We start from the raw sequence: 24,096 nt of genomic DNA on the forward strand, positions 1-24,096 counted from the left end.
GCCGGCCGCCGTCCGCTCGACGTCCGGACCGCACTCCCGGCGCCCCCGCAACCGACTCCGCTTCACCGACCGGACCGCCGTCCAGCCGGTGCGTCACTGTTCCGGCGGCTGCGGGGCTTGCATCCACCATTCGGTGAACTGCCGGGCCTGCCCGGTGTGATCCAGCCGCAGTACCCAGAGGTTGCGGTATTCGCGATCCGGATAGCAGGTGCGACCTTCGATCACGGCGAGTTCCTCGGTGACGATCAACGGCTGCCAGGAGAACGTCGTGGTGCCCGGACCATCGCGATGCTTCAGCCAGCCGGCGACAATGGCCTCGCGGCCGCGCCAGGGGGATGAATAGGGGGCGGTGAAGTAGGCGGCGTCATCGGTGAAAAGATCGCGGATGTCGTCCGGATCGTTCGACTCCCACGCCTTGCGGTACTTCGCGATCCAGGCGGCAACGGCATCCAGGCTGGTCATACACCCTCCCCGCGGGTTTCGATCAAGGTCGAGGTGAGGATCGGGAACTAATCACCATCAAGGTCAAGGTCAACATCTGGATGTCGTATGTCCGCGCTGATAACTGATCGCCGCTCCCGCCGAGGCCGGGCCCGGAGATCTGGCCGCTGGCGCGTCCACAACAATCTCCGGACCCTTCATTGTCCGTGGGTGGTCACCGAAAAGACAAAACCCCGCCGTGCATCCCCACGCCCATGAGCGATGGCGAACCTGGAACCGCACGATCCACCGAGCGGGTGTCTGCGAAATGGTGTGTGCAAGTGGGGTGTGCGCGAGTGGAGCGCCTGCGGGCCCGAGGTGCCCGTGAGCGAAACGCCTACGGGCCGGTGTCCATGAGTGGAGCGCCTGCGGGCCGGTGTCCCCGAACGGGGTGTCTGCGCGTGGGGTGGGGCCGGGTCGGATCGGTAGGGTCGCGGGATGACGGGAAGCTGGCGGCATCTGCCGTCTCCGGCGCGGCCGGTCGCGGTGGCTGCCAGTGCGGCGGTTGACGCCGTACAGGGAAATCTGGCTGTCGCATTCGATGCGGCCGTCGCGGAGCTCGCCGGGCTGGAGCAGGCGCATGCCGGGTTGATCCTCGGGACGACGGTGCGGCTGCTGCTGGAGGACGGACATCCGGACGGGCTGGCCGCCGACGATGTGCGCGAGGCGCTGGCGTCCTGCGTGCGGGCCCATCCGGAAGCGGACCCGCAGGTGGTGCTCTGGCTGCTCGCCGGGGCGCTCGGTGTCCTCGACGAGGACGGCGCGCCGGGGCCGAAGCCGGATGCCCTGGCCCGCAACGCCATGCTGCTGATCACCGATCTGCTCGCGGGGCGGGATCTGCGGGACTGGCTCACCGCGGCCCTCACCGAGATCCAGCGGACCCAGCTGAACGACTGACCGGGGCGCGCCGCGTGACCCGCGTCGGCACGGCGTCCTGCGGCGGCGCCGACGGCTGCGGCGCGGTGAACGCCGGGCCGGCCGACGCCGGGGGCGGCGCGGGGGTGCTGTGGTCGCGGGCCCAGGCACAGATGGCGGTCAGGGGCTCGCGGAGGGTGCGGCCGAGCGGCGTCAGCTCGTATTCCACATGTTGTGGCGGGTCGGCCTTGTGGACGCGGCGCAGGATCAGGCCGTCGGTCTGCATGCCGCGCAGGGTTTCGGTGAGCATTTTCGGGGTGATGCCGGGGATCCGGCGGCGCAGCCGGGCCGGACGCTGCGGCCCGTCGCTCAGGGCGTAGATCAGCAGCACCCGCCATTTGACGGCGAGGCGTTCCAGGGCCTGCCGGGTGGCGCACCCCTCGTCGAGGACGTCCGGTACGAAGAACTCCACGCCTGCCCCCAGATGGGTACCCGAAAGTGCCTACTTCTCCGGTGTAGCCCCCGCAGCCTAGCGTGGTGCCGTGACCGAGACAGTGACGTTCTTCAGCGAGGGGCTGCGGCTCGAAGGGGTGCTCCGGACCGCGCCGGGGTCCCGGGCCGCCGTGTTGACCGGACCGTTCACCGGTGTCAAGGAGCAGGTGGTGGCCGATTACGCGGAGCGGCTGACCGCGGCCGGGATCACCACCCTGACGTTCGACCACCGCGGGTTCGGCGCCAGTGAGGGCCGCCGCGGGCATGAGGACAGTCAGGGCAAGCTGGCCGATCTGCGGGCCGCGGTGGGGGTGCTGGACGGCTACGACCGGTCGGTGGTCGGGGTCTGCCTGGGCGCCGGCTATGCGATGCGGGCCGCGGCGACCGATCCACGGGTGCGGGCGGTGGTCGGGATCGCCGGGGCGTACAACAGCCCGGCCTGGTTCGCCGAGCGGATGGGCCTGCCGTCGTACCGGTCGGCGCTGGCCGGGATGCTGGAGCGCTACGACGAGGAGATCCCGGCGGTCGCCCTGGAGGGTGAGGCGGCCATGCCGGGAGAGGAGCCGTGGTCGTACTACTCGAAGTGGATCGGCTCGGACGGCTGGCGGAACAGGGTGACCCGCGGCTCGCTGCACAGCCTGATGACGCTGGACGTGCTCGGGGTCCGGCCGCTGCTGCCGCCGAGCCTGGTGGTGCACGGGCGGGTGGACGACTACTGCTCGCCGGAGCTGGCCGAGGCGATGCGGGCCGACGAGACGGTGTGGCTGGACTGCACCCGGCACGTCGACCTGTACGACGTGGACGCCTACGTCAGCCGGGCGGTGGAGGTGACCGCGGAGTTCCTCGGAAAGCACTGACCCGCCAGCCACGGGGGATGACGGGTCAGTGCTGTGGTTCCTGTCGGAATCGGTCGGCCGGCTTCGCCCGCAGGGGTGAAAACCGGCCAGGAAATTCCCGCGGAGTTTCAGGAGGGACGGAGCCCGACCGAGGTGCGCGGGGAGGGTGGCTCGGCGCAGCCGAGCAGGCCGACCAGGCCGGAGACCCAGAGCTGCCGGTAGACCGTGGCACTGGGATGGCTCACCACCAGCTTGATGCCGCTCGCGGCGGCGGTGTGGAAGCAGGCCACCAGAATGCCGATCCCGATGCTGTCGATCAGCATCACGCGCTGCAGGTCGAGACAGATCCTGCTGGGTGTCATGGTGGTCAGGACGTCGTTGACGGCGTCCCGCATGACGTGCGCGTTGTCCAGATCGATTTCCCCGCTCGGGGCGATCTCGACGGTGCCGTCGGCCAGCTGGCGGGTCGTGATCGGCAGATACACAGCTGCCCTCTCTTCTGGTGTCGGAAGGTCCGACGCCGACTTGCCGCGGGACACCATGCGACGGCCGGAGATAGAGGTCGCTCGCACGCGGCGTTCGCTGGGAGACGCCACAGGAACCCGCGTTCCTACAACAATCCGCTGGTCTGCAAGTTACGCCACGTAGGCGCGGAACGCCAGAGTAGTTCATATGGCCGGAATGTGCTGGATCGGTCAGCGCACGGTGACGGCGTTGACTGTCCACTGAATCTGGCCGAATACTCACCGTATGCGATGGAGCACCGAGCGGCATGCCTGACGCGGCCCCGGGCGCCGTTTCCCCCCCGGCGCCCGGCATCGTCCACTTCGCCGGCGGCGCCGCCGAAGACGCGGCTGACGTCCTGCATCGTTTCTACCACCCGGTGTCGCTGGGCATGCCGGAGAACGCCGACACCAAGATCGGCATGGAGGTGATCCAACTCGGACCCCTCACCGTCGGTCATCTCACCTTCACCGGGCGGGTGACACTCGCCGCACCGGCCGCCGACGCGTACCACGTGACCCTGCCGGTGGCCGGGCGGGTGCTGGCCCGGCGGGGCGGGCGGGAGGTCACCGCGGGACCGGCCACCGCCGTCGCGTTCCGCCCCGGCGATCCGGTCTACCTGCGGCCCGAGGCGCCGTCCACGGAGATCGACCTGCGCATCGAACACTGGGCCTTGGAGAGTGAACTGGCCGCGCTGCTCGGTCACCCGATCGAGGGAACGATCGACCTGCCGGCCACGTTCGCGCTGACCGGCGGCCCGGCGCACAGCTGGGCCCGGCTGATCCATCTGGTCCACACCGAGCTGGAGCACCGATCCAGCCTGATCTTCCAGCCGCTGATCGCCGAGCACCTGTGCAGCAGCGTGCTGAGCGGGCTGCTGCTGAGCGTCCCACACCGCTACCACGACGAGTTGGTCGCGCCGGCCGCCGCCGGGCCGCCGCGGAGCATCCGCCGGGTGCTGGACGTCATCCACGACGAGCCGGACCGGGCGTTCACGGTGGCCGACCTGGCCGCGATCGCCCGGACGAGCGTGCGGTCGCTGCAGGAGGGTTTCCGGCGGCACGTCGGCTGCACGCCGATGGCCTACCTGCAGCAGACCCGGCTGACCCGGGCGCACGAGGCGCTGCGGGTGGCCGATCCGGCGGTGGTCACGGTCGCCGCGGTGGCGCACCGCTGGGGTTTCGCCCACCTGGGGCGGTTCGCCTCGGCGTACCGCACCCGGTTCGGCGTCTCCCCGTCAGAGACGCTGCGCCGGGCCGGCTGACGGATTCACTCTCCCGGGTCGCAGCGGCGCGGCTGCGGCACCTCGTTGATCCGCCGGGCACCCACCGGCCCGCTCCCCCGGTGCGCCCCGAACAGGTGACCCCGCGACGGCGTCCACTCCCGCCACGGTGCCAGCACGGACGCCACCACGGCCGCGTCCCCGTCGCCGGGCCCGCGCTGCTCGTGCAGGTAGTCCCGGACCCGGGCGGCCGAGGAGACGCCGTTCTCGGCGAGCTGACGCATCAGCCGCAGGGTGTCCTCGTCCGGGTCGCGGCCCAGCAGGGCGGCCAGGCCGTGCAGGGCCCGCATCACCTCGCCGGCGTCCCGCTCGGCGTCCCAGAGGCCGGTCATGCCATGCCCGCCGGGCCGGTGCGGCCGAGCCGTGCGCGCGTTCGTCGGGCTGCGGTGCGGTGCGTCATGCAGATCTGTCCCCTCACCTCACGCCTGCCGCGGCGTCCGCGTGGGAGCCGGCTGTCGGGACGGTCCGCCCCTGGCAAGCGTGACAGGAGAAAAAGTATTCGCCCCGCTACTTTGCGTCCATCCGTAACGCGCAGGTTCTGTCCAGTTAGCGCCTGTTTCGGCCGACAGTCACTTCTGCCGCGCGAAACCGGCGCGGCCGTCCGGCCCGGCATACAGAATGAGGGCATGCACGAGACCGAGACTCCGCCAGTCTGGCGCACCGGCGCCGAGCAGCCCTGGGACCCCGAGGACCTGGCCGTGGCCCAGGGCAGGTATCCGACGCCCGAGAACATCGCGCGTGCTCGCGCCGAGCTGGAGCGGGACGGCGCGGCCGCGATCGAGCGCACCGTCCCCTAGCGCCTAGAGCCGGACGACCCGGCCTTGCTCCAGGGCCTGATCGGCGGCCGCGAGCACCGCAGTGACCTGCGCCCCGAAACGCACGTCGACGGCCGCGGCCGGCCCGCCCGCGGCGGCCGCCAGCAGCTGGTCCAGTGCCGCCCGGAAGCAGTCCACCGCGGCGAACTCGACGGCCGGCACCGGCCACACCCCGGCCTCCCCGGCGAACTCGGCGGCCTGTCGCGTGGCGCCGGCCGGCGCGTCCACCGAAAGGGTGAGCCGGCTGATCGCCCCGCTCTCGTGCCGCAGCACGAGCACGGTCAGATCGCGCGGCCCGGACAGCCCGGTGACCTCGGCGACCGCGCCGAGCACCGGCAGTACCAGGGCGAGGGCGTGCGGCCCGACGTCCCACAGCCCACCGCGGTCGCGCCGCCACGGCGAGGCGCCGAACGGGTTGCCCGGGGTGAAGATCGAACCGAGGTGGTCGATCCGGGCCTCGGTCCAGCCGCCGGCCGCGACCGCCTCGGCGAGGAACCGCTCGGTCTCCGGTACGAAGCGCCGGGTGAAGAACACCACCGATGCCACGTCCCGGTCCGCGGCGGCCGCGGTCAGTTCCACGGCTTCGGCGGTACGCAGTGACACCGGCTTGTCCAGCAGGAGGTGCCGCCCGGCCCGCGCGGCCCGCAGCGCGATCGGCGCCTGGACGTCCGGTGGCAGGGCGATCGCCACCGCGTCCACGTCCGCGAGCAGGGCGTCCACCTCGGCGTACGCCCGCGTGTGATGTTTGCCCGCGAGCTCGGCGGCCCGGGCCGGGTCGCGTCCCCAGACCCCGGCGAACTCCACCTCGGGGTGCTGCGCGAGCGCCTCGGCGTGCACCATGTGCGCCCAGGGGCCCGTACCGAACAATCCGAAACGCACGATCTGCCCACCCGTCCTCTTCAGGATCTCCGGGGCCGGAAGTTACCAGCCCACCGGCACGTCAGTAACCTGTGCCGGGTGAACGGTCCCCTCTCGGTGGCGACGATCGTCGTCGCTCTCCTGCTGGCCGCGTGGTATTTCCTGCGCAGCGCCCTCGACCGGGCGCCCAGCCGCCTCGACCTGCTGGCCATGACCGGGTTCAGCGCTCTGGTCGCGGTCCTGGTCGTGGTCGCGGTGATCGGTCTGTTCGACGGCTCGCGCCCGGCGGACACCACCACCTTCGCCGGCTATCTGGTCACCACGATCTGCTTCGCCCCGGCCGCCACCTGGCTGGCCAAGCTGGAGCCGACCCGCTGGGGGAGCCTGATCCTCGGGGTGGGCGCCGTCATCCTGCCCGTCCTAGTGCTGCGCCTGCAGCAGATCGCGTCGGTGACCGGTGTCTGACGAGACCCCCGTGAAGACCCGCCCCGGTGACGCCGCTCTCGGCACCGGCCTGGGCCGGGTGCTGCTGCTGGTGTACGGGACGTTCGCGCTCTCCGCGAGCGCTCGCGCGCTGGTCCAGATCAGCACGAAGTTCGGCGAGGCCCCGCTGGCCTACCTGCTGTCCGCGCTGGCCGGTGCGGTGTACCTCGCCGCGACCGTGGGCCTGGCCCGCGGTGGCGCCCGGGGCCGGCTGATCGCCCTGGTCAGCTGCACGATCGAGCTGCTCGGCGTGCTGATCGTCGGCACCCTGAGCATCGCCGACAAGGTGGCGTTCCCGGACGACACGGTCTGGTCCCGCTACGGCAGCGGCTACGGCTATGTACCGCTGGTCCTGCCGTTCATCGGCCTCTGGTGGATCTGGCGCCACAAGCCCGGTCCGGCCGCGTGACGAACCTCGCCACACCGCCGCTGTTCGCCGCGCTGGCATCCGCCCGGCGGATCCTGATCGCCGGGGCCGGCGGCGGCTTCGACGTCTACGCCGGCTTGCCGCTGGCGTTCGCGCTGCGCGCGGTCGGGGCCGAGGTCCACCTCGCGAACCTGTCGTTTTCCGAGCTCGAACTCGTCGACCGGGAGTCCTGGATCGCCGATCACGTCGTCGCCGTGACGCCGGAGTCGACGAGCCCGGACTGGTATTTCCCGGAGGGCACACTCGCCAGGTGGCTGGCGGCGCACGACATGCCGTCGACGGTGTACGCGTTTCCGCCGCTGGGGGTGCAGACCCTGCGGGCGGCGTACCGGTTCCTGGTCGAGCACCTGAACCTCGACGCGATCGTGCTCGTCGACGGCGGCACCGACATCCTCTGCCGGGGCGACGAGCACAGCCTGGGCACCCCGGTCGAGGATCTCACCAGCGTCGCGGCGGTGACCGCGCTGGACGTACCGGTGAAGCTGGTCACCTGCCTGGGCTTCGGGATCGACGCGTATCACGGCGTCAACCACGTGCAGGTGCTGGAGAACCTGGCGGCGCTCGACCGGGAGGGCGGTTACCTGGGCGCGCTGTCGATCCCGGGGACGAGCCGGGAGGCGGTCCTCTACCGGGAGGCGGTCGCCGACGCCGCGAAGAACACGCCGGACCGGCCGAGCATCGTCAACGGTCAGATCGCCGCCGCCCTCGCCGGTCAGTGCGGCGACATCCAGTTCACCCGGCGGACCAGCGGCAGCGCACTGTTCGTCAACCCGCTGATGGCCATGTACTTCACCGTCGACCTGGACCGGCTGGCCGCGCGCTGCCTCTACCTGGACCGGATCGAGAACACCGTCGGCCGCCGCCAGGTGATCACCCGCATCGAGGCCTTCCGCGACGGGGTCACCACCCGCATCCCGCGGGTGTTTCCGCACTGAGCGCTAGGAGACGGCGTGCGGGAGGAAGTTGCAGGTGTTCTTGGTGACCAGGCCCTCGACGCCGAGACCCTCGCGGATGCCCATGCCGGCGGGCTCGCCGTCGATCAGCCAGGAACCGATGACCGGGTGCACGGTGCCCTCCAGCCCGTCGAACGACGGCAGCTCGCACAACTCCTGGACGACGTAGAGGCCGTCCGACCCGTACTCCGAAGGGTTGTCGGTGATCGGCGTCCCGTCGCGGACCAGGGTGACCGAGCCGCCTTCGCGGCCCCAGACCGGTTTCTTGGCGTACGAGGTGAGCGTCGCCGCACCCTTGGATCCGCTGAAGTACGCCGGGAGCAGGTACTTCGCCCGCTCCGGGTCATCGCCGAAGAGTTTCCACAGGACCGGCAGCAGGGCTTTGTTGCCGAGCAGGGCGGCCTTGTACGGCGGTTCGATCCAGACCGTGCCCCGCTTGGACGGGTCGGCCATGTTGCGGAAGAACGCCTTGCCGCCCTCCTCGTGCCAGAACCACTCCCACGGGTACAGCATGAAGATCACGTCGATCGGCTGGGATTCGTTCTCCCGGCCGGGGGCGGGCACGTGGACCACCCGGTCGCCGGCCACGTCCCAGCCGATCTGGCTCATCGCGATCAGTTCCACCGGGAAGCCGGCCTCCTCGGCGGTGGACATCAGGTACGCGACGTTCATCCGGTCCTCGCCCGAGGTCTCCGACGTCTCGTACGCGAAATAGATCTTGGGTTTCTCCGGCAGCCAGGGCCGGGCCTCGCGCAGTTTGGCGATGTTGCGCCGCCAGGCGCCCGGGTCGGCCGGCTCGCCGTCCGGGGTGGCCTCCCAGCCGACCAGCCGGTCGTGGATCGAATTCCACTGCCGCCACGGGTGCCGGCTGACCCCGGTCTGGTCCATCCAGTGCCACTGGATGACCGCGGCCTCGACCAGTGAGGTCGGTGTCTGCGCGTTGAATTCAAGCAGGCGCGGGGTGCTGCCGGCCCCGTTGTACCAGAGGTCGAAGCGCCCGTAGACGGTCGGCGAGAAGTCCGGCGTCTGCATCGGCAGCCGCATGTCCGGGTCCTTGTCCTGGTGCGTCCACGTCTCCGCGTCGCCGTCGAACCAGGTCCGCAGGATCTGCTCGTGGGTGTACTCGGGGATCCCGATCCGGGTCAGGAAGCACGCCTCGGCCGTGCAGATCGAGGTCATGAAGCCACGCCGGCGACCCTCGACGGTACGCCGCGGGCACTGCCCGGCCATCCAGTCGCCGGCCCGCAGGCACATGTCGTACAGCGTGGCGGTGGCGCTCTCCAGTTCCTCGATCTCGTCGGCGGAGAAGTCGTAGTACGGGCCCTCCTGCCAGTACGAGTACATCGTCCCGTCCGGCAGGAGGTCGTCGTTGTAGGTCAGACCGAGACTGAAATTGGTCAGCCGCCAACCGTCCCGGACCGGCCCGTACGGAATCCGTCGCATGTTCCCCTCAGCTGCCCGACGAGCCGTGTCCGCTGGAGTGGCTGCCGCCACCACCCTTGCCGACCACGCCGCTCTTCACCGTGCCGTTGCCGACCCGGCCGGTCGACGGCAGCCCGTACGTGCTGCGCGAGCCGGAGTCGTTGTACGGGAAGCGGCTGCCGCCCGAGGGCAGCTTGGAGCCGACCCGGTAGCCGGAACGGTAGCTCGGCGAGTGGTAGATGTAGTACGGCCCGCCGCCGTGATAGATGCCGTTGTGGTCGTCGCAGTAGTCCTCGTCGACGATGACGCCGTTCTCATCGGCGCAGTAGAAACCCTCGTCGTGATAGCGGTCGTTGCTGCAGGCCGACGCCCCGCCGGCCGCCAGCATCAGGAACGTGCTGGTCAACGACACGCTGCGGGAGCTCATGCGCCGATTCATCACTTCTTTGTAGCCGTTCTCAGCAAGTTGCCAGCCTCAGTCCCTCGGCCCACCGGCCACGTAGATCACCTGGCCGGAGACGAAGCCGGCCCCCTCGCTCACCAGGAACGAGACGGTGTTCGCCACATCCTCGGGACGGCCCGCGCGGGCCACCGGGATCTGACCGATCATCGCCTTCTCGAAGTCGGCGAAGTCGACGCCCATCCGCGCCGCGGTGGCCCGGGTCATGTCGGTGACGATGAATCCCGGGGCCACCGCGTTCGCGGTGATGCCGAACTTACCCAGCTCGATGGCGAGCGTCTTGACGAAGCCCTGCAGGCCCGCCTTGGCCGCCGCGTAGTTGGCCTGTCCGCGATTGCCCAGCGCCGAGGTGCTCGACAGGCTGACGATCCGGCCGTAGCCGGCGTCGACCATGTGCTTCTGCACGGCCTTGGAGAACAGGAACGAACCCTTCAGGTGCACCGACATCACGGTGTCCCAGTCGTCCTCGCTCATCTTGAACAGCAGGTTGTCCCGGAGCACACCGGCGTTGTTGACCAGCACGGCCGGCGGGCCGAGCTCGGCCACCACCCGCTCGACCGCGGCGGTCACCTGAGCCGGATAGGCGACGTCCGCGCCGATCGCGACCGCGGTGCCGCCAGCGTCGTGGATCGCGGTGACCGTGTTGGCGCAGGCGCCCTCATCCAGGTCGACGACCGCGACGGCCAGGCCGTCGGCGGCGAGCCTGAGCGCGATCGCCTCGCCGATGCCGCGCGCGGCTCCGGTGACGATGGCGACCCTGGACGATGCGGACTGCGACATTGCGGCCTCCCATGGTGATCTCTGCTGCTCCGACGGCTGACTCTAAACCGAATCAGGCGGTCCTGCGCAGGCGGATCCAGCGATAGCCGTAACCGGACACCGGGAGCTCGGTCAGCTTGCCCGGATCCGGATATTCGGTGTCGGAGAGCACGTCGTTGGGCAGCTCGGACTCCGCGGCCAGGCTGCTCAGGTCGGCGGTCACCGCGTCCGGCCCGAGATTGTGCAGGAAGACCATGGTGCCGGTGCCGTCGTCGGCACGGTGGATGAGCAGCCCCTTGGGGGCCGGCACGTCGACGTGGGTGCACGCCCCGCTGCCGATCTCCGGCGCCTCGCGCAGCGTCCGGATCATCCGCTCGAACCAGGCCAACAGCGACTTCGAGTCGTGCCGCTGCAGGGTCACGTTGAGCTTCTCGTACCCGTATCCGTCGTCGATCACCACCGGCCGGATCAGGTCGGCCGGGTCGGCGGTGGAGAAGCCGGCGTTCGGCATGCCGGACCACTGCATCGGGGTGCGGATCGCGTCCCGGCCCTCCAGGGCCAGGTCGTCCCCCATCCCGATCTCCTCGCCGTAGCGCAGCACCGGGGTGCCGCGCAGGCTGAACTGCAGCGCGTAGGCGAGCTCCAGCCGGCGCCGGTCGTTGCCCAGCATCGGGGCGAGCCGGCGGCGGATGCCCCGCCCGTACAGCTGCATGTTCTCGTCCGGCCCGAACCGGTCGAAGACGTCCTGCCGCTGCTCGGCGGTGAGCCGGGACAGGTCGATCTCGTCGTGGTTGCGCAGGAAGGTGGCCCACTGGCCGCCCGGCGGCAGCTTGGGGGTCTCGCGCAGCCCGTCGATGATCGGCTCCGGATCCTCCCGGGCCAGCGCCAGCACCATCTTGGCGTTCAGCATGAAGTCGAAGAGCATGTGGATCCGGTTGCCCGAGCCACCCTCGTCGCCGAAGTAGGTGACCAGCTGGGCCGGCTCGACATTGGCCTCGGCGAGCAGCACCGCGTCGCTCCTACGCCACTGCACGTGCTGGCGCAGTTCGGTGAGGAACTCGAAGTTCTTCGCCGGGTTCGGGTTGCCGGGCACCGTCTCCTCGATGATGAACGGCACCGCGTCCATCCGGAACCCGGCGACGCCGAGCTGCAGCCAGAACGCGCAGATCTTCTTGATCTCCTCGCGCACCGCCGGGTTCCTGATGTTGAGGTCCGGCTGGAACTTGTAGAACCGGTGGTAGTACCAGAGCTTCGCGGTCCGGTCGAAACTCCAGGTCTCCGACTGCTCGCCGGGGAAGACCATGCCCTGCTTGCGGTCCGGCGGTGCGGTCTCGCTCCAGACGTACCAGTCGCGGTACGGCGAGTCCGGCGACGACCGTGCCGAGACAAACCAGGGGTGCTTGTCCGAGGTGTGGTTGACCACCAGGTCGATGATCACCTTGATGCCCCGGTTGCCCGCCTGGTGCAGCAGCTCGGCGAAGTCGCCCAGGGTGCCGAACCGGGGGTCGACGTTGTAGAAGTCGGCGACGTCGTAGCCGTCGTCCCGGTCCGGCGAGGGGTGGATCGGGTTCAGCCAGATGCAGGTGATCCCGAGCCGGGCCAGATAGTCCAGCCGGCCGATCAGTCCCGGGATGTCGCCGCAGCCGTCACCGTTGGAGTCGGCGAACGTGTCGATGTCGAGGCAGTAGACGACCGCCTTCTGATACCACCGGTCACTCATGGCCCCCTTGTTCTCCGCGCCGGCGGGCCGCAAAACGTTCGGCACGCGACAGCGCGACGACGCCGGCCGCGAGGACCACCGCCGGAGCCAGGACCAGCACCAGCGGCGGCAGCGCCGGCGACTCCCCGACGCCCAGGAAGACCGCCGGCCCGACGCAGACGGCGAGCCCGAGCACCACGACCCGACCGCGGACCGGGGCGCCGATCAGCGCCACCGCGACCACGAGCAGCACCAACGGCAGATCTGCCCAGACCGTCCGGAGCCCGTACGGGAACCTCCAGGCCAGCTCGGGAATCGTGAGCACCCCCTCGGCCAGCGCCATCACCGGCAGCGCGGCCGCGACCAGCAGACCGCTGCGGCGGGGCAGCACCTCACGGACCGGGCGGGCCGGGCGGACGATGCCGAACAGCAGCGCGGTCACGATCGCGACAACCGGCGCCCAGGACAGCCGGATCGCCACCGCCGTGTCCATGCCGGCCCACCAGAGGACCGCGGTGAGCTCTGCCGCCACCACCACCCGGGACAGCAGCGCGGCGGCCCGGCCACGGCCGGACAGCGCGGCCACGGCGAGGGCGAGCCAGGCCAGCAACCGCAGCGCCGGGTCGGCCAGCAGGGCGTCGTTCAGCCCGTGGGCCCGCATCGGGTCGCCGTACAGATTGATCTCGAGCAGGCCGCTGATCAGGGTGCCGGCGTTGTCACTGACCATCACCAGCGCGGTGAACAGGCCGGTGACCGCGGCGGCCTCGCGCCAGCCCGTACCGTGCCGTCCTTGAAGTGCCCGACCGAGACGCGCCGTGAGGCCGCCGCGGATCAGGTCCACCGCATCGGCCGGGCCGGGGAAGCGACGATCCGGCGGGGAGCCGGCCATCAGCACCCCGAGCATCTCGTCCTCGTAGGCGGCCCGGTGCGTCGCCGGGTAGATCCGCAGCAGCCTGCGGTACCGGGACTCCAGAGTGGTCACGCGGTGGCTCCCCCGAGGTTGGTACGACGAACCTTCAACCGGCGCTCGGCGATGGTGGCCTGCTCGCGCAGGCGGGCGGTCTCGGCGGCGAGAGTGCGCTCGCCGGCCCCGGTGAGCCGGTAGTAGCGGCGCAGCCGGGACTGGACGACCTCCTCGCGGTCAACCTCGATCAGGCCGTCCTGGCGCAGGCGGTCGAGTGCGGTGTAGAGGGTGCCGGCACGCAACCGCAGCCGGCCGCCGGTCATCTGGGCCACGTCCTCGATCACGGCATAGCCGTGCCGGGGTTCCGCGGCCAGGGCGGTGAGCACCAGAAACGTGGGCTCCCGCAGGGGCACATTGCTCATGGGCGAGGAATATACCGATCATCGGCATATAACGAAAGGGCGGCCCCGTGGGGCCGCCCTTCCCTTACTCACGAGTGGTTCAGAAGCCCGCGCTGACCTTGGTGAAGGCCCAGTCGGACTGGGCGATGCCGGAGCAGTCGGAGACCACGCCGCCGCCGGCGCAGCCCCGGTCCCGGTTGACCGACCAGAAGGTGAACCGGGCCAGGCCGTTGTTCCTGGCGTAGTCCCGGATCCGGGTCCAGGTGTCGACCGTGGTGGTCTCCTGCTGGTCGGAAAGGCCGTTCATGCCGGAGATGCCGATGTGCGAGTACGCCTGGGCGTCGGTGTAGCCGAAGGTGCTCTTCACCGTGTTCTTCAGGCCCTCGGTGGCGCCGACCGTGGCGGCGTACATGTCCGAGCCGCCGCCGAAGTCGAACGGCATCTGGGTGAACACGTCGATGTTCGCGCCCAGCGCCTTGGCCTGCTGGACCAGCCGGGTGCCGTAGTAGCTCGGCCCGGTCGGCGTGGTGCCGAAGGTGACGATGGTCTTCACCGACGGGTTGTTCGCCTTGACGATCTTCAGGGCGCCGAGGATCCGGTCCTGGACCGCGGTGTTCTCGAATTCGTCGGTGTTCTCGATGTCGATGTCGATCGCCTTGAGACCGAACGCGCTGATCACCTTCTGGTACGCGCCGGCCAGGGCGTCCACCGTGGTGCAGTTCGGGCCCAGCTTGTTGCCGCTCCAGCCGCCGATCGACGGGACGACGTCCGCGCCGGCCGCCTTGATCTGCGAAAGGTAGCTGGCGTGCACGCCGCCGGTGAGGCCGGACTCGCCGTCCCACGCCGGGTTGCAGCCGCCGCTGGCCAGGACGAACGCCATGGTGAACGACTTGATCCCGGTCGCGTTGACGACGGTCGCCGGGGCCGGCGGGTTACCCCAGCCCGGGTAGACGTACGGCGCCGAGGCCATCCTGGTGCCGGTCGTCGGCGGCTGGGTGGTCGGACCGGTGGGCGGGGTCGTGGTGGGCGGGGTGGTGGTGCCGCCACAGGTGCCGTTGTCGATCCAGACGTCCCACTGGCCGCTGTGGGTGGCCGGCGACTCGTTCTGGGTCCACCACTTCGCGGTGTAGTTGTGGCCGCTCTGCGAGGCGACGTTGTCCTTGACGTAGGTGGCGCCGGCACTCCAGGCCGGGGCACAGGCGGCGGCCGCGTTGGCGAAGGTCATCGGGAGCACGGCCGCGCCGGTTCCGGCCGCGAGCACGGCGGAGACCAGGGCGATCTTCCTACTCGTACGCATGGGGATGTCTCCAGGGGTGAGAGGGATCAGGGGAGGGTGGCCAGATGCGGAGCGATGGTGCCGGCCCAGTTGGTGCCGTTGCTGACGTCCCAGTTGATCGACCAGGTCATCGCACCGCGGATGCCCGGATAGGTGGCCGGCGGCTTGAAGGTGCCGCAGTTGGTGCCCCGGGCCAGGCAGTCGAGGGCCGCGTTGACCACCGACGGGGCGACGTAGCCACCGCCGGCGGCCTGGGTGGTGGCCGGCAGGCCGAGCGCGACCTGGTCGGGCCGCAGCCCACCCTGGGTCTGGATGCAGGTGAGTGCGACCAGGAAGTTCTCGGTGCCCTGGCCGTACGCGCTCATCTGGTCGCAGCCCAGCATCGCGCCGGAGTTGTAGAACTGGGTGTGTACGACGGTCAGGATGTCCTTGATCGACAGGGCCAGCGCGAAGTACGACGAGCCGGTGCTCTGCATGTCGATGGTCTGCGGGGCCATCGTGATGATCAGGTTCGAGCCCGCCTTGCCGCGCAGGGTACGCAGCGCGCTCGCCATGTAGGTGGCGTTGAGCCCGTTCTCCAGGTCGATGTCGACACCGTCGAAGCCGTACGCCCGGATCAGCGCGTAGACCGAGTCGGCGAAGTTGGCGGCCGCCGCGTCACTGGAGACGCTGACCGAGCCCTTCTCCCCGCCGACTGAAATGATCACCTTCTTGCCGCGCGAGTGCAGGGTGGCGATGTCCGCCTTGAACTGCGCGTCGGTGTAGCCGCCCACGGCACCGGCCAGGCCCGGGTCGAGGGTGAAGCTGACCGCGCCGGGAGTCGCGGTGGCGTCCGCGAAGGCGACCGCGATCAGGTCGTACGAGCTCGGGACAGCGGCGAGCTTGAGCGGCGTGGCGCCGTTCACGAAGTTCTGCCAGTACCCGGTGAGGAAGTGCGCCGGGAGGCTGCCGGTGCCGGTCGGCTGGACCGTCGGGGAACCGGTCGGGCTGCTCGACGGCGAGGCGGGCGGGGTGGTCGGCTTGGACGTGGTCGGCGAGGCGCTCGGCGAGGAACTCGGTGTCGTCGTGCCGCCGCACGCGCCGCCGTCGAGCCAGACGTCCCACTGGCCGCTGTGGGTGGCCGGCGACTCGTTCTGGGTCCACCACTTCGCCGTGTAGTTGTGCCCGTTCTGCGCGGCCACGTTGTCCTTGACGTACGTCGCGGACGAGCTCCACGCCGTGGCGCAGGCCGCCGCCGCGGACGCGTCGCCGGCGAACCAGGTGGCCGTACCGGCGGCGGCCACCACGGCGACCGTCGCGAGAAGTACCGATCGGGAGCGCTTCATAGCTGTCCTTCCATGCGCCTCCGGTGAGATACGTCAATCTTTAGGACTGTTAACAGTAAATGTAAAGGGGTCGGGAACCTTAAACATCTTTAAAACTCGATCCGTGATCACGACATGACGATGGGCCGCAGCCGCAGGTCAGCGGCTACGGTCCATGCGCGATCTTCGATAAAAAGTATTACCGGCGGAACTGGACCCAGTTCACGTTGACGAAGTCGGCCGGCTGCCCGCTGGTGAAGGTCAGATACACCGTGTGACTGCCGGAAACATTCGCCACATTGCCCGGCACCGACGTCCAGGACTGCCAGCCGCCGGTGTTGGCCACCGCGAAGGTGCCGATCGGGGCGTTGTTCCGGCTGTCCACCCGCACCTCGACCAGGCCGCTGACCCCGCCGGCCGCCCCGGAGGCCACCCGGGCCACGAAGTCCTTCACCCCGCCGGTGCCGAAGTCGACGTTGTCGAACTGCATCCAGTCACCGTTGGTGAGGTAGCCGACGTCCTGCCCGCCCTCGGCGCACGTCTCCACCTGCACCCCGGCGGCGGCGTCGTACGACTCGGCCTGGATCTGCGCATACGCGTCCCGGGACCCGCTCGGCGGCGTCGTGGTCGGCGGCGTGCTGGTCGGCGGCGTGCTGGTCGGCGGCGTCGTGCCACCGGCGGACTGGTACACCGCCACGTAATCGACCAGCATCGGCACGCCGGACGCGGTGGCCGCGGTGGGGCCACCGCCGAACGCGGCCGGGAAGCCGCCGCCCATCGCCACGTTCAGGATCACGAACATCCCGTGGTGGGTCGCGTTGTTCCAGGTGGTGGCGTCCAGCTGGGACGAGTTGAGGGTGAAGAAGTTGGCGCCGTCGAGATACCACCGCAGCTGCTCCGGGGAGGTGCTGCGGTCATATTCCACCGCGTAGGTGTGGAAACCGGTCTGGCAGCCCGCGCAGGCCCGCTCGCCACTGCCCAGACCGGTCGTCTCGTTGCACGGCCCGCCCGAGGGGGTGCCGCAGTGCAGCGTGGAGAAGACCGACGACCGGCCGTTGATGTCCTCCATGATGTCCCACTCGCCGATGCTCGGCCAGTTGGTGGCGCCGACCGGGCGGGCCGCCGCGCCCAGCGCCCAGAAGGCCGGCCAGTAACCGGCGGCCGCCGCACCGCTCACGTTCGGCTGCTGCAGCCGGGCCTCGATGCGCACCCTGCCGCCGGCCGGGGCGGCGAAGTCGGTCCGCTGGGTTTCCACCCGGCCCGACGTCCATTGACCGGACGCGTCCCGGATCGGCTTGATCACCAGATTGCCGCCGCCGTCCTGGTAGACGTTGGCGGTCGAGTCGGTCATCGACTCGACCTCACCGGTGCCCCAGTTGCCGGCGCCGCCGGGATAGCCGGTGCCGAGGTCGTAGAGCCAGTTCGACCTGTTCAGCCCGGTGCCGGCGGCGCCGGTGAAGTCATCGCTGAAGACCAGGGACATGCCGGCCGGCGGGGCGGGGACGGCCGCCTCGGCCTGCGATACGAAGGCGACCGACGCGGCGACGGTCAGGACCGCCGCGCCGACCGCGAGGACTCTCCGGGAAGCTGCCATGGGGGACACGCCTTTCCTGGGGGTGGAGAAGGAACGTGAGAGCGCTCTCAGAAGATTTCACGCTTGTTTCGAGAAGTTGTCAATCTGTCGATATTTGCGTCCGGCGACCAGCTCCGGCCGCCGGACTTCCCGGTCAGGCGGCGGCGACCAGCCGGCGCCGGACGACCTGCTCACCGGCGGTCCACGCGGCGGAGGTCACCAGGTAGAGGCCGCCGGCCAGCGGGAGCCAGGCCACCGCGAGCACGGTCAGCCACGGCAGGTACCTCAGCATCCCCGCGGTCAGCGCGGCCGCCTGCTGGTCGTCGCCCGGCACCGGGACCGGCTGCGGGGCGGCCGCCCGGCGCGACGACCACCAGGCGATCCCGCCCGAGATCGCCAGCAGCACGGCGAAGACCGGCAGCCCGGCGGACAGGTGCGCGGTCAGCGGCACCCCGGCGATCGCGCCGGCCGGCGGATGCAGCGCCACCCGGTACATGACCATGAAGAACGGCGCCTGGGCCAGCCCGGGCAGTAGCCCGGCGAACGGGCCGATCCCGTGCTCGCGCTGCAGCGCCAGGGTCGCGGTGGCGAGCTCCATCGGGTCCCTGTGCTCGGCCCGCAGCTTCGCCATCTGCGGCGCCAGCGCGGCGCGGCGGCGCTCGGTGCGGATCTGCAGGTAGGTGAGCGGGGTCAGGGCGGCCCGGACGAGCAGCGTGAACAGGACGATCGCGACGGCCGCGGCGAGCCCGCCGGTCAGCGGTTCGAGATGCCCGGACAGGACGGTGATGCCGGTGTGCGCGGCGTCGACGACGGCGTGGAAGAGACCGGAAATGGACATGGCGATACCCCAAGGGTCCGAAACGGGAAGGACACCGAGGCGGCGGCGTACGGAACGGTTACGCGGCCGCGGGGTACGCGGTGGGTGCTCGGGGGCGGGGACGGCCGGAGGCGCCCGGGTCGAGCAGGCGCGGGGCGGCGGTGCGGACCCGGCGGGTGAACGCCCGGACCCCCGGCAGCAGGCCGGCGGCCGGCACCGGGACGGCGACCACGGCGGCCACCACCAGGGCCGCCGCGACCAGGGCCAGCGCGACGACCAGTCGCGGGCCGCTGCTGAGCCCGGGGTCGAGCAGGGCGGTGCCCGCCAGCGCCCAGTACCCGAGAAGCAGCATGTCCGGCAGCGTAACGCCGATGGTCAAGGCCCGGTTTTGCCGGCAAACCGGGCGGGTAACCCGTCGCGCATGGAAGCCGCTGCCGAGGGCACGACGACTATCTCTGCCCGACTCGCCGAGCGCGCCGAGAAGCGCGATCTGCTCACGCTCGGGGTCGAGGAGGAATACCTGCTGGTCGACGCGGTCGAACCGCGCGGCGTGGAAACCGTGGAGGCGGTGCTGGAGCAGATCCCGGAGCAGTTCCGGGGCGGCGTCCAGCACGAGTACCTGCGCAGCCAGATCGAGGTGGCCAGTCCGCCCCAGCTGGAGCTGATGAGCCTCTACGAGGCGATGACCGGGCTGCGCGAAACGGTCGCCACCGCCGCGGAGCGGGCCGGGTCACGGCTGCTGGCGGTGGGCGCGGGCCCGGCCGCCGGGCCGAACACCCGACTCTTCGACGACCCGCGGTACCACCGGATGCGGGAGCGCTTCGGCGATCTCTCACCCGGCCAGGGGCTGTGCGGTACACACGTGCACGTGAGCATCCCGGATGCGGAGACCGGCGTACAGGTGCTCAATCATCTGCGCCCGTGGCTGCCGGTGCTGCAGGCGGCGACCGCGAACTCGCCGCTGTTCGGCGGCCGGGAGACCGGGTACGCCAGCTGGCGCTCGATGCTGTGGGAACGCTGGCCGACGGTGGGCCCGACCCCGTACCTCACCTCACACGAGCACTACCTGACGCTGATCGCCGACCTCGAGGCGAGCGGGGCGATGCTCGACGAGGGGATGCTCTACTGGTACGCCCGGCTCTCCGCGCGGTATCCGACCGTGGAGATCCGGATGGGCGACGTGATGCCCACCGTGGACGACGCGATCCTGCTCGCCGCGCTGGCCCGCGGGCTGGTCTCGACCCTGCTGAACGAGGTGCGCGACGGCGTCCCGGCGCCGGACGTGCCGCACCCGCTGCTGATGGCGGCGCACTGGCGAGCGGCCAAGGACGGTCTCGAGGGCCTCGGGTTGGACTTCGCCACCCGGGAGCCGCGCCCGGCCTGGCGGCTGCTGCGTCAGCTGGTCGACTTCGTCCGGCCGGAACTGGAGCGGCACGGCGACCTGGAGATGGTGACCATGCTGCTGGAGCGGCTGCGGACCCGGGGCACCGGCGCGGCACGGCAGCGGGCGCTGCTGGCCAAGGGGGTGCCGGTGGCCGGGGTGGTGGACTGGCTGGCGCGCGCCACCCGCGGGGGAGAATGACAGATATTGCCCACAGCGGCACGGCAAGTGACCAGCAAAAACAACTTTCAGTGAGGGTTCGGTGACCGATCCGGTATCGCGCGGGATCTTGCCGCACGGTAGGCATGACGGATGCCGCCGCACACCTCGCCGCACCTGACGAGCCCCGGCGACGCAGCCGCGACGGGTGGGCGGCACCGTCGGCCGGACCTCGCCGTGGGCCCGGCGCTGCGCTCCACAGTGGATGCACCGTCGCCCGTGCCCGCGCCCCGTGCCGCCCGGCACCGGGCCGGCGACACCGGGTCGTACAGCACCGTCCGGTCTGCCGCCGGAGCGCCACGGCACTCCGCGGCCCCCGGCCGATCCCGCCCCCGGCGGCCGGCCACCGGCACCCACCGCGCGCCCGGCACCCTGCCGCTGGAGACCTGGCTGGAGGCGGCGAAGAACCGGCCGACCACGGTGCTCGGCACCCTGGTCGTGGCCGGCCTGCTGATCACCGCGGTGCCGCTGGCCCAGCCCGGCCACAGCGACCCGGGCTCGCTGGCCGCCGCCGCGCAGGCCGAGGCCTCGGCGCGGGCCGCCGGTCAGCACGATAGGACGAACGACTCCGGCAACCGGCCGGGCGGACCGCAGGCGCAGCCCGCGGCCGGCGCCAAGCCCACACCGTCGGCGGCGGTCACCGGCAAGCCGATCGAATCGCAGCAGCTCCCGCCGGCCGCCGGCGCCGGTCCCGGCCGGTCGCTGCTGACCACCGGCAGCCAGACGGTCGCACTCACCTTCGACGACGGACCCGACCCGGAGCAGACGCCGAAGATCCTGGCGATGCTCGAGCAGTACCACGTGAAGGCGACGTTCTGCCTGGTCGGCTCCCAGGTGGCGAGACACCCGGAGATGGTCCGGCAGATCGTGGCGGCCGGGCACACGCTGTGCAACCACACCTACGACCACGACCTGACCATCGCGAAGAAGACACCCGCGAAGATCCGGGCCGACCTGGAGAAGACGAACGCGGCGATCCGGGCCGCGGTGCCGGACGCGGCGATCCCGTTCTTCCGGGCGCCCGGCGGCAACTTCAACGACCGGCTGGTGCAGACCGCGCACGCCGACGGGATGTCCTCGCTGTACTGGGCGGTCGACCCGCGCGACTGGGAGCACCTGACCGGCGAGAGCGATGCGGCGCACGTCAAACGGGTGGTCGCGTCGATCAGGAAGCAGATCAAGCCGGGCGCGATCGTGCTGTCACACGACTTCAACCAGCCGGACACGATCGCGGCGTACCGGGAACTGCTGCCCTGGCTGACCGAGAACTATCAGCTGGGGGTGCCGTCCGGCACCGGTGAGACCCCGGCCACCGCCAAGCCGGCCACCCCGGCGCCGTCGACGCCCGCTCCGGCGCCGAGCACCAGCGCCGACCCGGTGGTCACCCCGTCGGCGGCCCCGACCGAGTAGTCATCTCTGGCAGGCCGGGCACCAGTACAGGTTGCGGCCGGCCAGCGGGCCGATCGCGACCGGGGTGGCACAGACCAGGCACGGCTGGGCAGTGCGCCGATAGACGTACACCTCGCCACCGTGCCGGTCGACGCGCGGAGCACGCCGCATCGCCTCCGGGGTGTGCTCGGTGTGCACGGTGTCGATCCGGCCCCGCGCGACGCCCTCCTTCATCAGGGCGCGCAGGTCGTCCCAGAGGGCGGCCCACAGCTCGCGGCCGACCGCGGTGCCCGGTGTCAGCGGCGACAACCCGGCCCGGAAGAGCACCTCGTTGGCGTAGATCAGGCCGCAACCGGCCACGATGGACTGGTCCAGCAGCAGCGCGAACAGCGGCTTGGTGCTGGCCCTGACCTTCTGATACGCCCGGGCGGGGTCGGCGTCGTCACGCAGCGGATCCGCCCCGAGCCGGGCCCGCAGCCGCTGCACCGAGGGTGGGTCGAGCACCTCGCACGCGGTCGGTCCACGCAGGTCGAGCCAGTGCGACGGGCCGGTCATCCGCATCCGCACCTGGCCGACCGGGTCGGGCAGCGGCGGCTCCCCCTCGGTGAACTTGCCGTACAGCCCGAGGTGGACGTGCAGCGTGCGGTCACCCTCGTAGTGGTGCAGCAGATGCTTGCCGTACGCCTCGGTGTCGGCCAGCACCCGGCCGTCGAGCAGCGCGGCACCGGCCGCGAACCGGCCCTGCGGGCTGGTCACCCCCACCGGCGCGCCGGCGAACAGCTCGCGGTGGCGGGTGGCGAGGCGGTGAATGGTATGTCCCTCCGGCACGCGCCAAAGGTAGCCGCCCGGGCCCACCCGGCCGGACGTGATGATCGCCACCCGGGGGGCATTCTGCCGTCAGCGGATTCGCCCTGAGGGGAATCGCTGGGTTTCGACACGCCCCGTGAGAGAGGGTGTGAGACGTAGAAGAGCGGATGCGAAAGGGTTGACCCATGAGTGTTGAACCGACCATGCGCGGCGGCGGCGCGTCCTTCGACGACCAGGTCTTCGAGCGTCTGCTCCGGGAGCGGATCATCTTCCTCGGCAGCGAGGTCAACGACGAGGTGACCAACCGGATCTGCGCGCAGATGCTGCTGCTCGCCTCGGAGGACCCGGAACGCGACATCGCCCTGTACATCAACTCCCCCGGTGGCTCGATCAGCGCCGGGATGGCGGTGTACGACACCATGCAGTACATCAAGAACGACGTGGCCACCATCGCGATGGGCATGGCCGCCTCGATGGGCCAGTTCCTGCTCTGCGCCGGGACCCCCGGCAAGCGGTACGCGCTGCCCCACGCCCGGGTGATGATGCACCAGCTCTCCGGCGGCATCGGTGGCACCGCCGCGGACATCGCCATCCAGGCCGAGAGCATGCTGCACATCAAGACGGTGATGAACGACCGGATCGCCTTCCACACCGGGCACACCGCGGAGGAGATCGAGCGCGACTCCGACCGGGACCGCTGGTTCACCGCCCAGCAGGCCAAGGACTACGGCATCGTCGACCACGTGATCGCCAAGGCGTCCGACGTGAACGCGGTGTCGTCGCTGGTCTGAGGCTTCTCCACGGGGGACGCGCGGCGTGGCCGTGCGTCCCCCGTGTCATTTCCCCACCGCCCGGGTATGTGAGCGTCAGACGACTCCCCCGCTCAAGGAGGTGCTGACGTGAGGATGCCTACCTTCTCGCGCACGGCCACGACCGATACCGACGAGACGGCCCGGGTCCCGGTGCGGCCCCGCCGGGGCGACGACGAACCCACCACGCAGGCGGTCACCAAGCCGGTGCCGGCCACCACGGTGACCGCGCCGACCGCGGCCGAGCGCAAGCCGATCACCGTCGGCCGCCCGGTCACCCCGGTCAGCCCGGCCGCGCCGGCCACCCCGGTCGCCCCGGTGCGCCGGGCCCGCGGCAGCATGATGGCCACCCTCGGCCTGATCGTCAGCGTCGCCGGGATGGCGCTGGTGCTCTCCGGCCCGCTCGCCGGATACGGCGTCGGTGTCGCCGGACTGGGTCTGCTGCTCTCGCTGATCGGCCTCAACGCCACCCGCAGACAGCACGTGGCCGGCAAGACCGACGCGCTGCTCGGCCTGCTCATCTCGCTGGGTGCCATCGTGCTCGGCGTGCTCGCCCTCAACGGCCAGCTGAGCTGGCTGGGCACCGACACGCAGCCGCCGGCGCGGCTGCGGGAGTGGCTTGACGCACAGTTTGCGAACCGCTTCTGACGGGTAATCGACATTTACCGACAGCGATACGCTGACGGGACACCCCTCGGAATCGGGACGGCACCGCCGGCCCGCACCGAGAATCTCCGGCGGTTCGCCGGGCCGGGCTCCGGCGGTTCGCCGGACGACCCGCACGGGCGCCGGGAGTTGCGTGAAAACGCCGCTCCCGGCGCCCGTGTGGGGTGCCCGCAACGATTCGCCGCCGGGTGCGGTGATCACGCAACGATCCGCCGCCGGACGCAT

28 protein-coding genes are annotated in these 24,096 nt (G+C 70.9%); 11 read left to right on the forward strand and 17 right to left on the reverse strand.

Annotated features, from left to right (window positions below; all coding sequences use genetic code 11):
* Positions 1-93 precede the first annotated feature (93 nt).
* On the reverse strand, positions 94-462 hold the full coding sequence (locus ACSP50_RS36980; protein ID WP_014694444.1) for an SgcJ/EcaC family oxidoreductase: 369 nt from the start codon (positions 460-462) through the stop codon (positions 94-96).
* Between the two features lie 456 nt (positions 463-918).
* Between ACSP50_RS36980 and ACSP50_RS36985 the strand changes: the two genes are divergently transcribed.
* A complete protein-coding gene (locus ACSP50_RS36985; RefSeq protein ID WP_014694445.1) occupies positions 919-1,377 on the forward strand; it encodes a hypothetical protein in 459 nt (152 codons plus the stop codon).
* Here ACSP50_RS36985 and ACSP50_RS36990 read toward each other — a convergent pair.
* Positions 1,343-1,807 carry a helix-turn-helix domain-containing protein gene (locus ACSP50_RS36990; RefSeq protein WP_014694446.1) on the reverse strand — a complete coding sequence of 155 codons (465 nt, stop codon included), beginning with the start codon at positions 1,805-1,807 and terminating at the stop codon, positions 1,343-1,345. The two genes, ACSP50_RS36985 and ACSP50_RS36990, sit on opposite strands and share 35 nt — an antisense overlap.
* A 70-nt stretch (positions 1,808-1,877) precedes the next feature.
* On the opposite strand from ACSP50_RS36990, the gene ACSP50_RS36995 reads away from it, so the two are divergent.
* A complete protein-coding gene (locus ACSP50_RS36995) occupies positions 1,878-2,684 on the forward strand; it encodes an alpha/beta hydrolase (RefSeq protein WP_014694447.1) in 807 nt (268 codons plus the stop codon).
* A gap of 107 nt (positions 2,685-2,791) precedes the next feature.
* Here ACSP50_RS36995 and ACSP50_RS37000 read toward each other — a convergent pair whose 3' ends face one another.
* Entirely contained in the window at positions 2,792-3,148 is a 357-nt protein-coding gene (locus ACSP50_RS37000; RefSeq protein WP_014694448.1) for an STAS domain-containing protein, read from the reverse strand.
* A 287-nt stretch (positions 3,149-3,435) separates the two neighbouring features.
* Here ACSP50_RS37000 and ACSP50_RS37005 point away from each other — a divergent pair, with 287 nt between their 5' ends.
* Positions 3,436-4,431: an AraC family transcriptional regulator gene (locus ACSP50_RS37005; protein WP_014694449.1), complete on the forward strand. Its 996-nt coding sequence runs from the start codon at positions 3,436-3,438 to the stop codon at positions 4,429-4,431.
* A 5-nt stretch (positions 4,432-4,436) separates the two neighbouring features.
* Here ACSP50_RS37005 and ACSP50_RS37010 read toward each other — a convergent pair whose 3' ends face one another.
* On the reverse strand, positions 4,437-4,781 hold the full coding sequence (locus ACSP50_RS37010; RefSeq protein WP_014694450.1) for a hypothetical protein: 345 nt from the start codon (positions 4,779-4,781) through the stop codon (positions 4,437-4,439).
* A gap of 294 nt (positions 4,782-5,075) precedes the next feature.
* Here ACSP50_RS37010 and ACSP50_RS43235 point away from each other — a divergent pair, with 294 nt between their 5' ends.
* Positions 5,076-5,246, forward strand: coding sequence for a hypothetical protein (locus tag ACSP50_RS43235; RefSeq protein WP_014694451.1), 171 nt, complete (start codon positions 5,076-5,078; stop codon positions 5,244-5,246).
* 3 nt (positions 5,247-5,249) lie between these two features.
* On the opposite strand, the gene ACSP50_RS37015 is transcribed toward ACSP50_RS43235, so the two are convergent.
* Positions 5,250-6,143 carry a Gfo/Idh/MocA family protein gene (locus tag ACSP50_RS37015; protein WP_014694452.1) on the reverse strand — a complete coding sequence of 298 codons (894 nt, stop codon included), beginning with the start codon at positions 6,141-6,143 and terminating at the stop codon, positions 5,250-5,252.
* A 78-nt stretch (positions 6,144-6,221) separates the two neighbouring features.
* Between ACSP50_RS37015 and ACSP50_RS37020 the strand changes: the two genes are divergently transcribed.
* From ACSP50_RS37020 to ACSP50_RS37030, 3 genes are read left to right on the forward strand one after another with little or no spacing between them, the layout of a single operon-like run.
* A complete protein-coding gene (locus ACSP50_RS37020; RefSeq protein WP_014694453.1) occupies positions 6,222-6,587 on the forward strand; it encodes a hypothetical protein in 366 nt (121 codons plus the stop codon).
* Between the two features lie 10 nt (positions 6,588-6,597).
* Entirely contained in the window at positions 6,598-7,014 is a 417-nt protein-coding gene (locus tag ACSP50_RS37025; protein ID WP_014694454.1) for a hypothetical protein, read from the forward strand.
* Positions 7,011-7,967, forward strand: a complete 957-nt coding sequence (locus ACSP50_RS37030) for a DUF1152 domain-containing protein (RefSeq protein WP_014694455.1) — start codon at positions 7,011-7,013, stop codon at positions 7,965-7,967. Before ACSP50_RS37025 ends, ACSP50_RS37030 begins: the two co-directional genes overlap by 4 nt.
* A 3-nt stretch (positions 7,968-7,970) precedes the next feature.
* Here the strand turns inward: ACSP50_RS37030 and ACSP50_RS37035 are convergent, their stop codons facing one another.
* From ACSP50_RS37035 to ACSP50_RS37085, 11 genes are all read right to left on the reverse strand, one after another.
* A complete protein-coding gene (locus tag ACSP50_RS37035) occupies positions 7,971-9,428 on the reverse strand; it encodes a glutathionylspermidine synthase family protein (RefSeq protein ID WP_014694456.1) in 1,458 nt (485 codons plus the stop codon).
* Positions 9,429-9,435: 7 nt separating this feature from the next.
* Entirely contained in the window at positions 9,436-9,834 is a 399-nt protein-coding gene (locus ACSP50_RS37040; RefSeq protein WP_014694457.1) for a hypothetical protein, read from the reverse strand.
* Positions 9,835-9,882: 48 nt separating this feature from the next.
* The gene (locus ACSP50_RS37045; protein ID WP_014694458.1) at positions 9,883-10,647 is read right to left on the reverse strand and encodes an SDR family oxidoreductase; all 765 of its coding nucleotides are present in this window, start codon (positions 10,645-10,647) and stop codon (positions 9,883-9,885) included.
* A gap of 52 nt (positions 10,648-10,699) precedes the next feature.
* Entirely contained in the window at positions 10,700-12,346 is a 1,647-nt protein-coding gene (locus ACSP50_RS37050; RefSeq protein WP_014694459.1) for an alpha-amylase family protein, read from the reverse strand.
* On the reverse strand, positions 12,339-13,307 hold the full coding sequence (locus ACSP50_RS37055) for a hypothetical protein (protein ID WP_014694460.1): 969 nt from the start codon (positions 13,305-13,307) through the stop codon (positions 12,339-12,341). The genes ACSP50_RS37050 and ACSP50_RS37055 overlap by 8 nt, the downstream gene beginning before the upstream one ends.
* The gene (locus ACSP50_RS37060; protein ID WP_014694461.1) at positions 13,304-13,651 is read right to left on the reverse strand and encodes a PadR family transcriptional regulator; all 348 of its coding nucleotides are present in this window, start codon (positions 13,649-13,651) and stop codon (positions 13,304-13,306) included. The genes ACSP50_RS37055 and ACSP50_RS37060 overlap by 4 nt, the downstream gene beginning before the upstream one ends.
* A 79-nt stretch (positions 13,652-13,730) precedes the next feature.
* The gene (locus ACSP50_RS37065; RefSeq protein WP_014694462.1) at positions 13,731-14,927 is read right to left on the reverse strand and encodes a glycosyl hydrolase family 18 protein; all 1,197 of its coding nucleotides are present in this window, start codon (positions 14,925-14,927) and stop codon (positions 13,731-13,733) included.
* Positions 14,928-14,953: 26 nt separating this feature from the next.
* The gene (locus tag ACSP50_RS37070; RefSeq protein ID WP_014694463.1) at positions 14,954-16,231 is read right to left on the reverse strand and encodes a chitinase; all 1,278 of its coding nucleotides are present in this window, start codon (positions 16,229-16,231) and stop codon (positions 14,954-14,956) included.
* A 178-nt stretch (positions 16,232-16,409) separates the two neighbouring features.
* Positions 16,410-17,804 (reverse strand): carbohydrate-binding protein, encoded by a 1,395-nt coding sequence (locus ACSP50_RS37075; protein ID WP_014694464.1) that lies wholly within the window; start codon positions 17,802-17,804, stop codon positions 16,410-16,412.
* Positions 17,805-17,937: 133 nt separating this feature from the next.
* Entirely contained in the window at positions 17,938-18,621 is a 684-nt protein-coding gene (locus ACSP50_RS37080; protein ID WP_014694465.1) for a membrane protein insertase YidC, read from the reverse strand.
* Positions 18,622-18,679: 58 nt separating this feature from the next.
* Complete coding sequence (locus ACSP50_RS37085; protein ID WP_014694466.1) at positions 18,680-18,952, reverse strand: DUF6412 domain-containing protein; 273 nt, start codon at positions 18,950-18,952, stop codon at positions 18,680-18,682.
* A gap of 69 nt (positions 18,953-19,021) precedes the next feature.
* Between ACSP50_RS37085 and ACSP50_RS37090 the strand changes: the two genes are divergently transcribed.
* Positions 19,022-20,182: a glutamate--cysteine ligase gene (locus ACSP50_RS37090; RefSeq protein ID WP_014694467.1), complete on the forward strand. Its 1,161-nt coding sequence runs from the start codon at positions 19,022-19,024 to the stop codon at positions 20,180-20,182.
* A 237-nt stretch (positions 20,183-20,419) separates the two neighbouring features.
* Positions 20,420-21,610, forward strand: coding sequence for a polysaccharide deacetylase family protein (locus ACSP50_RS44480; RefSeq protein WP_231956791.1), 1,191 nt, complete (start codon positions 20,420-20,422; stop codon positions 21,608-21,610).
* Here the strand turns inward: ACSP50_RS44480 and ACSP50_RS37100 are convergent, their stop codons facing one another.
* A complete protein-coding gene (locus ACSP50_RS37100; protein WP_043516276.1) occupies positions 21,611-22,417 on the reverse strand; it encodes an Fpg/Nei family DNA glycosylase in 807 nt (268 codons plus the stop codon). It lies immediately after the preceding gene.
* Positions 22,418-22,581: 164 nt separating this feature from the next.
* On the opposite strand from ACSP50_RS37100, the gene ACSP50_RS37105 reads away from it, so the two are divergent.
* Both ACSP50_RS37105 and ACSP50_RS37110 read left to right on the forward strand, forming a co-directional pair.
* Entirely contained in the window at positions 22,582-23,187 is a 606-nt protein-coding gene (locus tag ACSP50_RS37105; protein WP_014694470.1) for an ATP-dependent Clp protease proteolytic subunit, read from the forward strand.
* A gap of 108 nt (positions 23,188-23,295) precedes the next feature.
* On the forward strand, positions 23,296-23,853 hold the full coding sequence (locus ACSP50_RS37110; RefSeq protein ID WP_014694471.1) for a hypothetical protein: 558 nt from the start codon (positions 23,296-23,298) through the stop codon (positions 23,851-23,853).
* Positions 23,854-24,096 lie beyond the last annotated feature (243 nt).

The organism is Actinoplanes sp. SE50/110, from assembly GCF_900119315.1.
GTDB lineage: Bacteria > Actinomycetota > Actinomycetes > Mycobacteriales > Micromonosporaceae > Actinoplanes.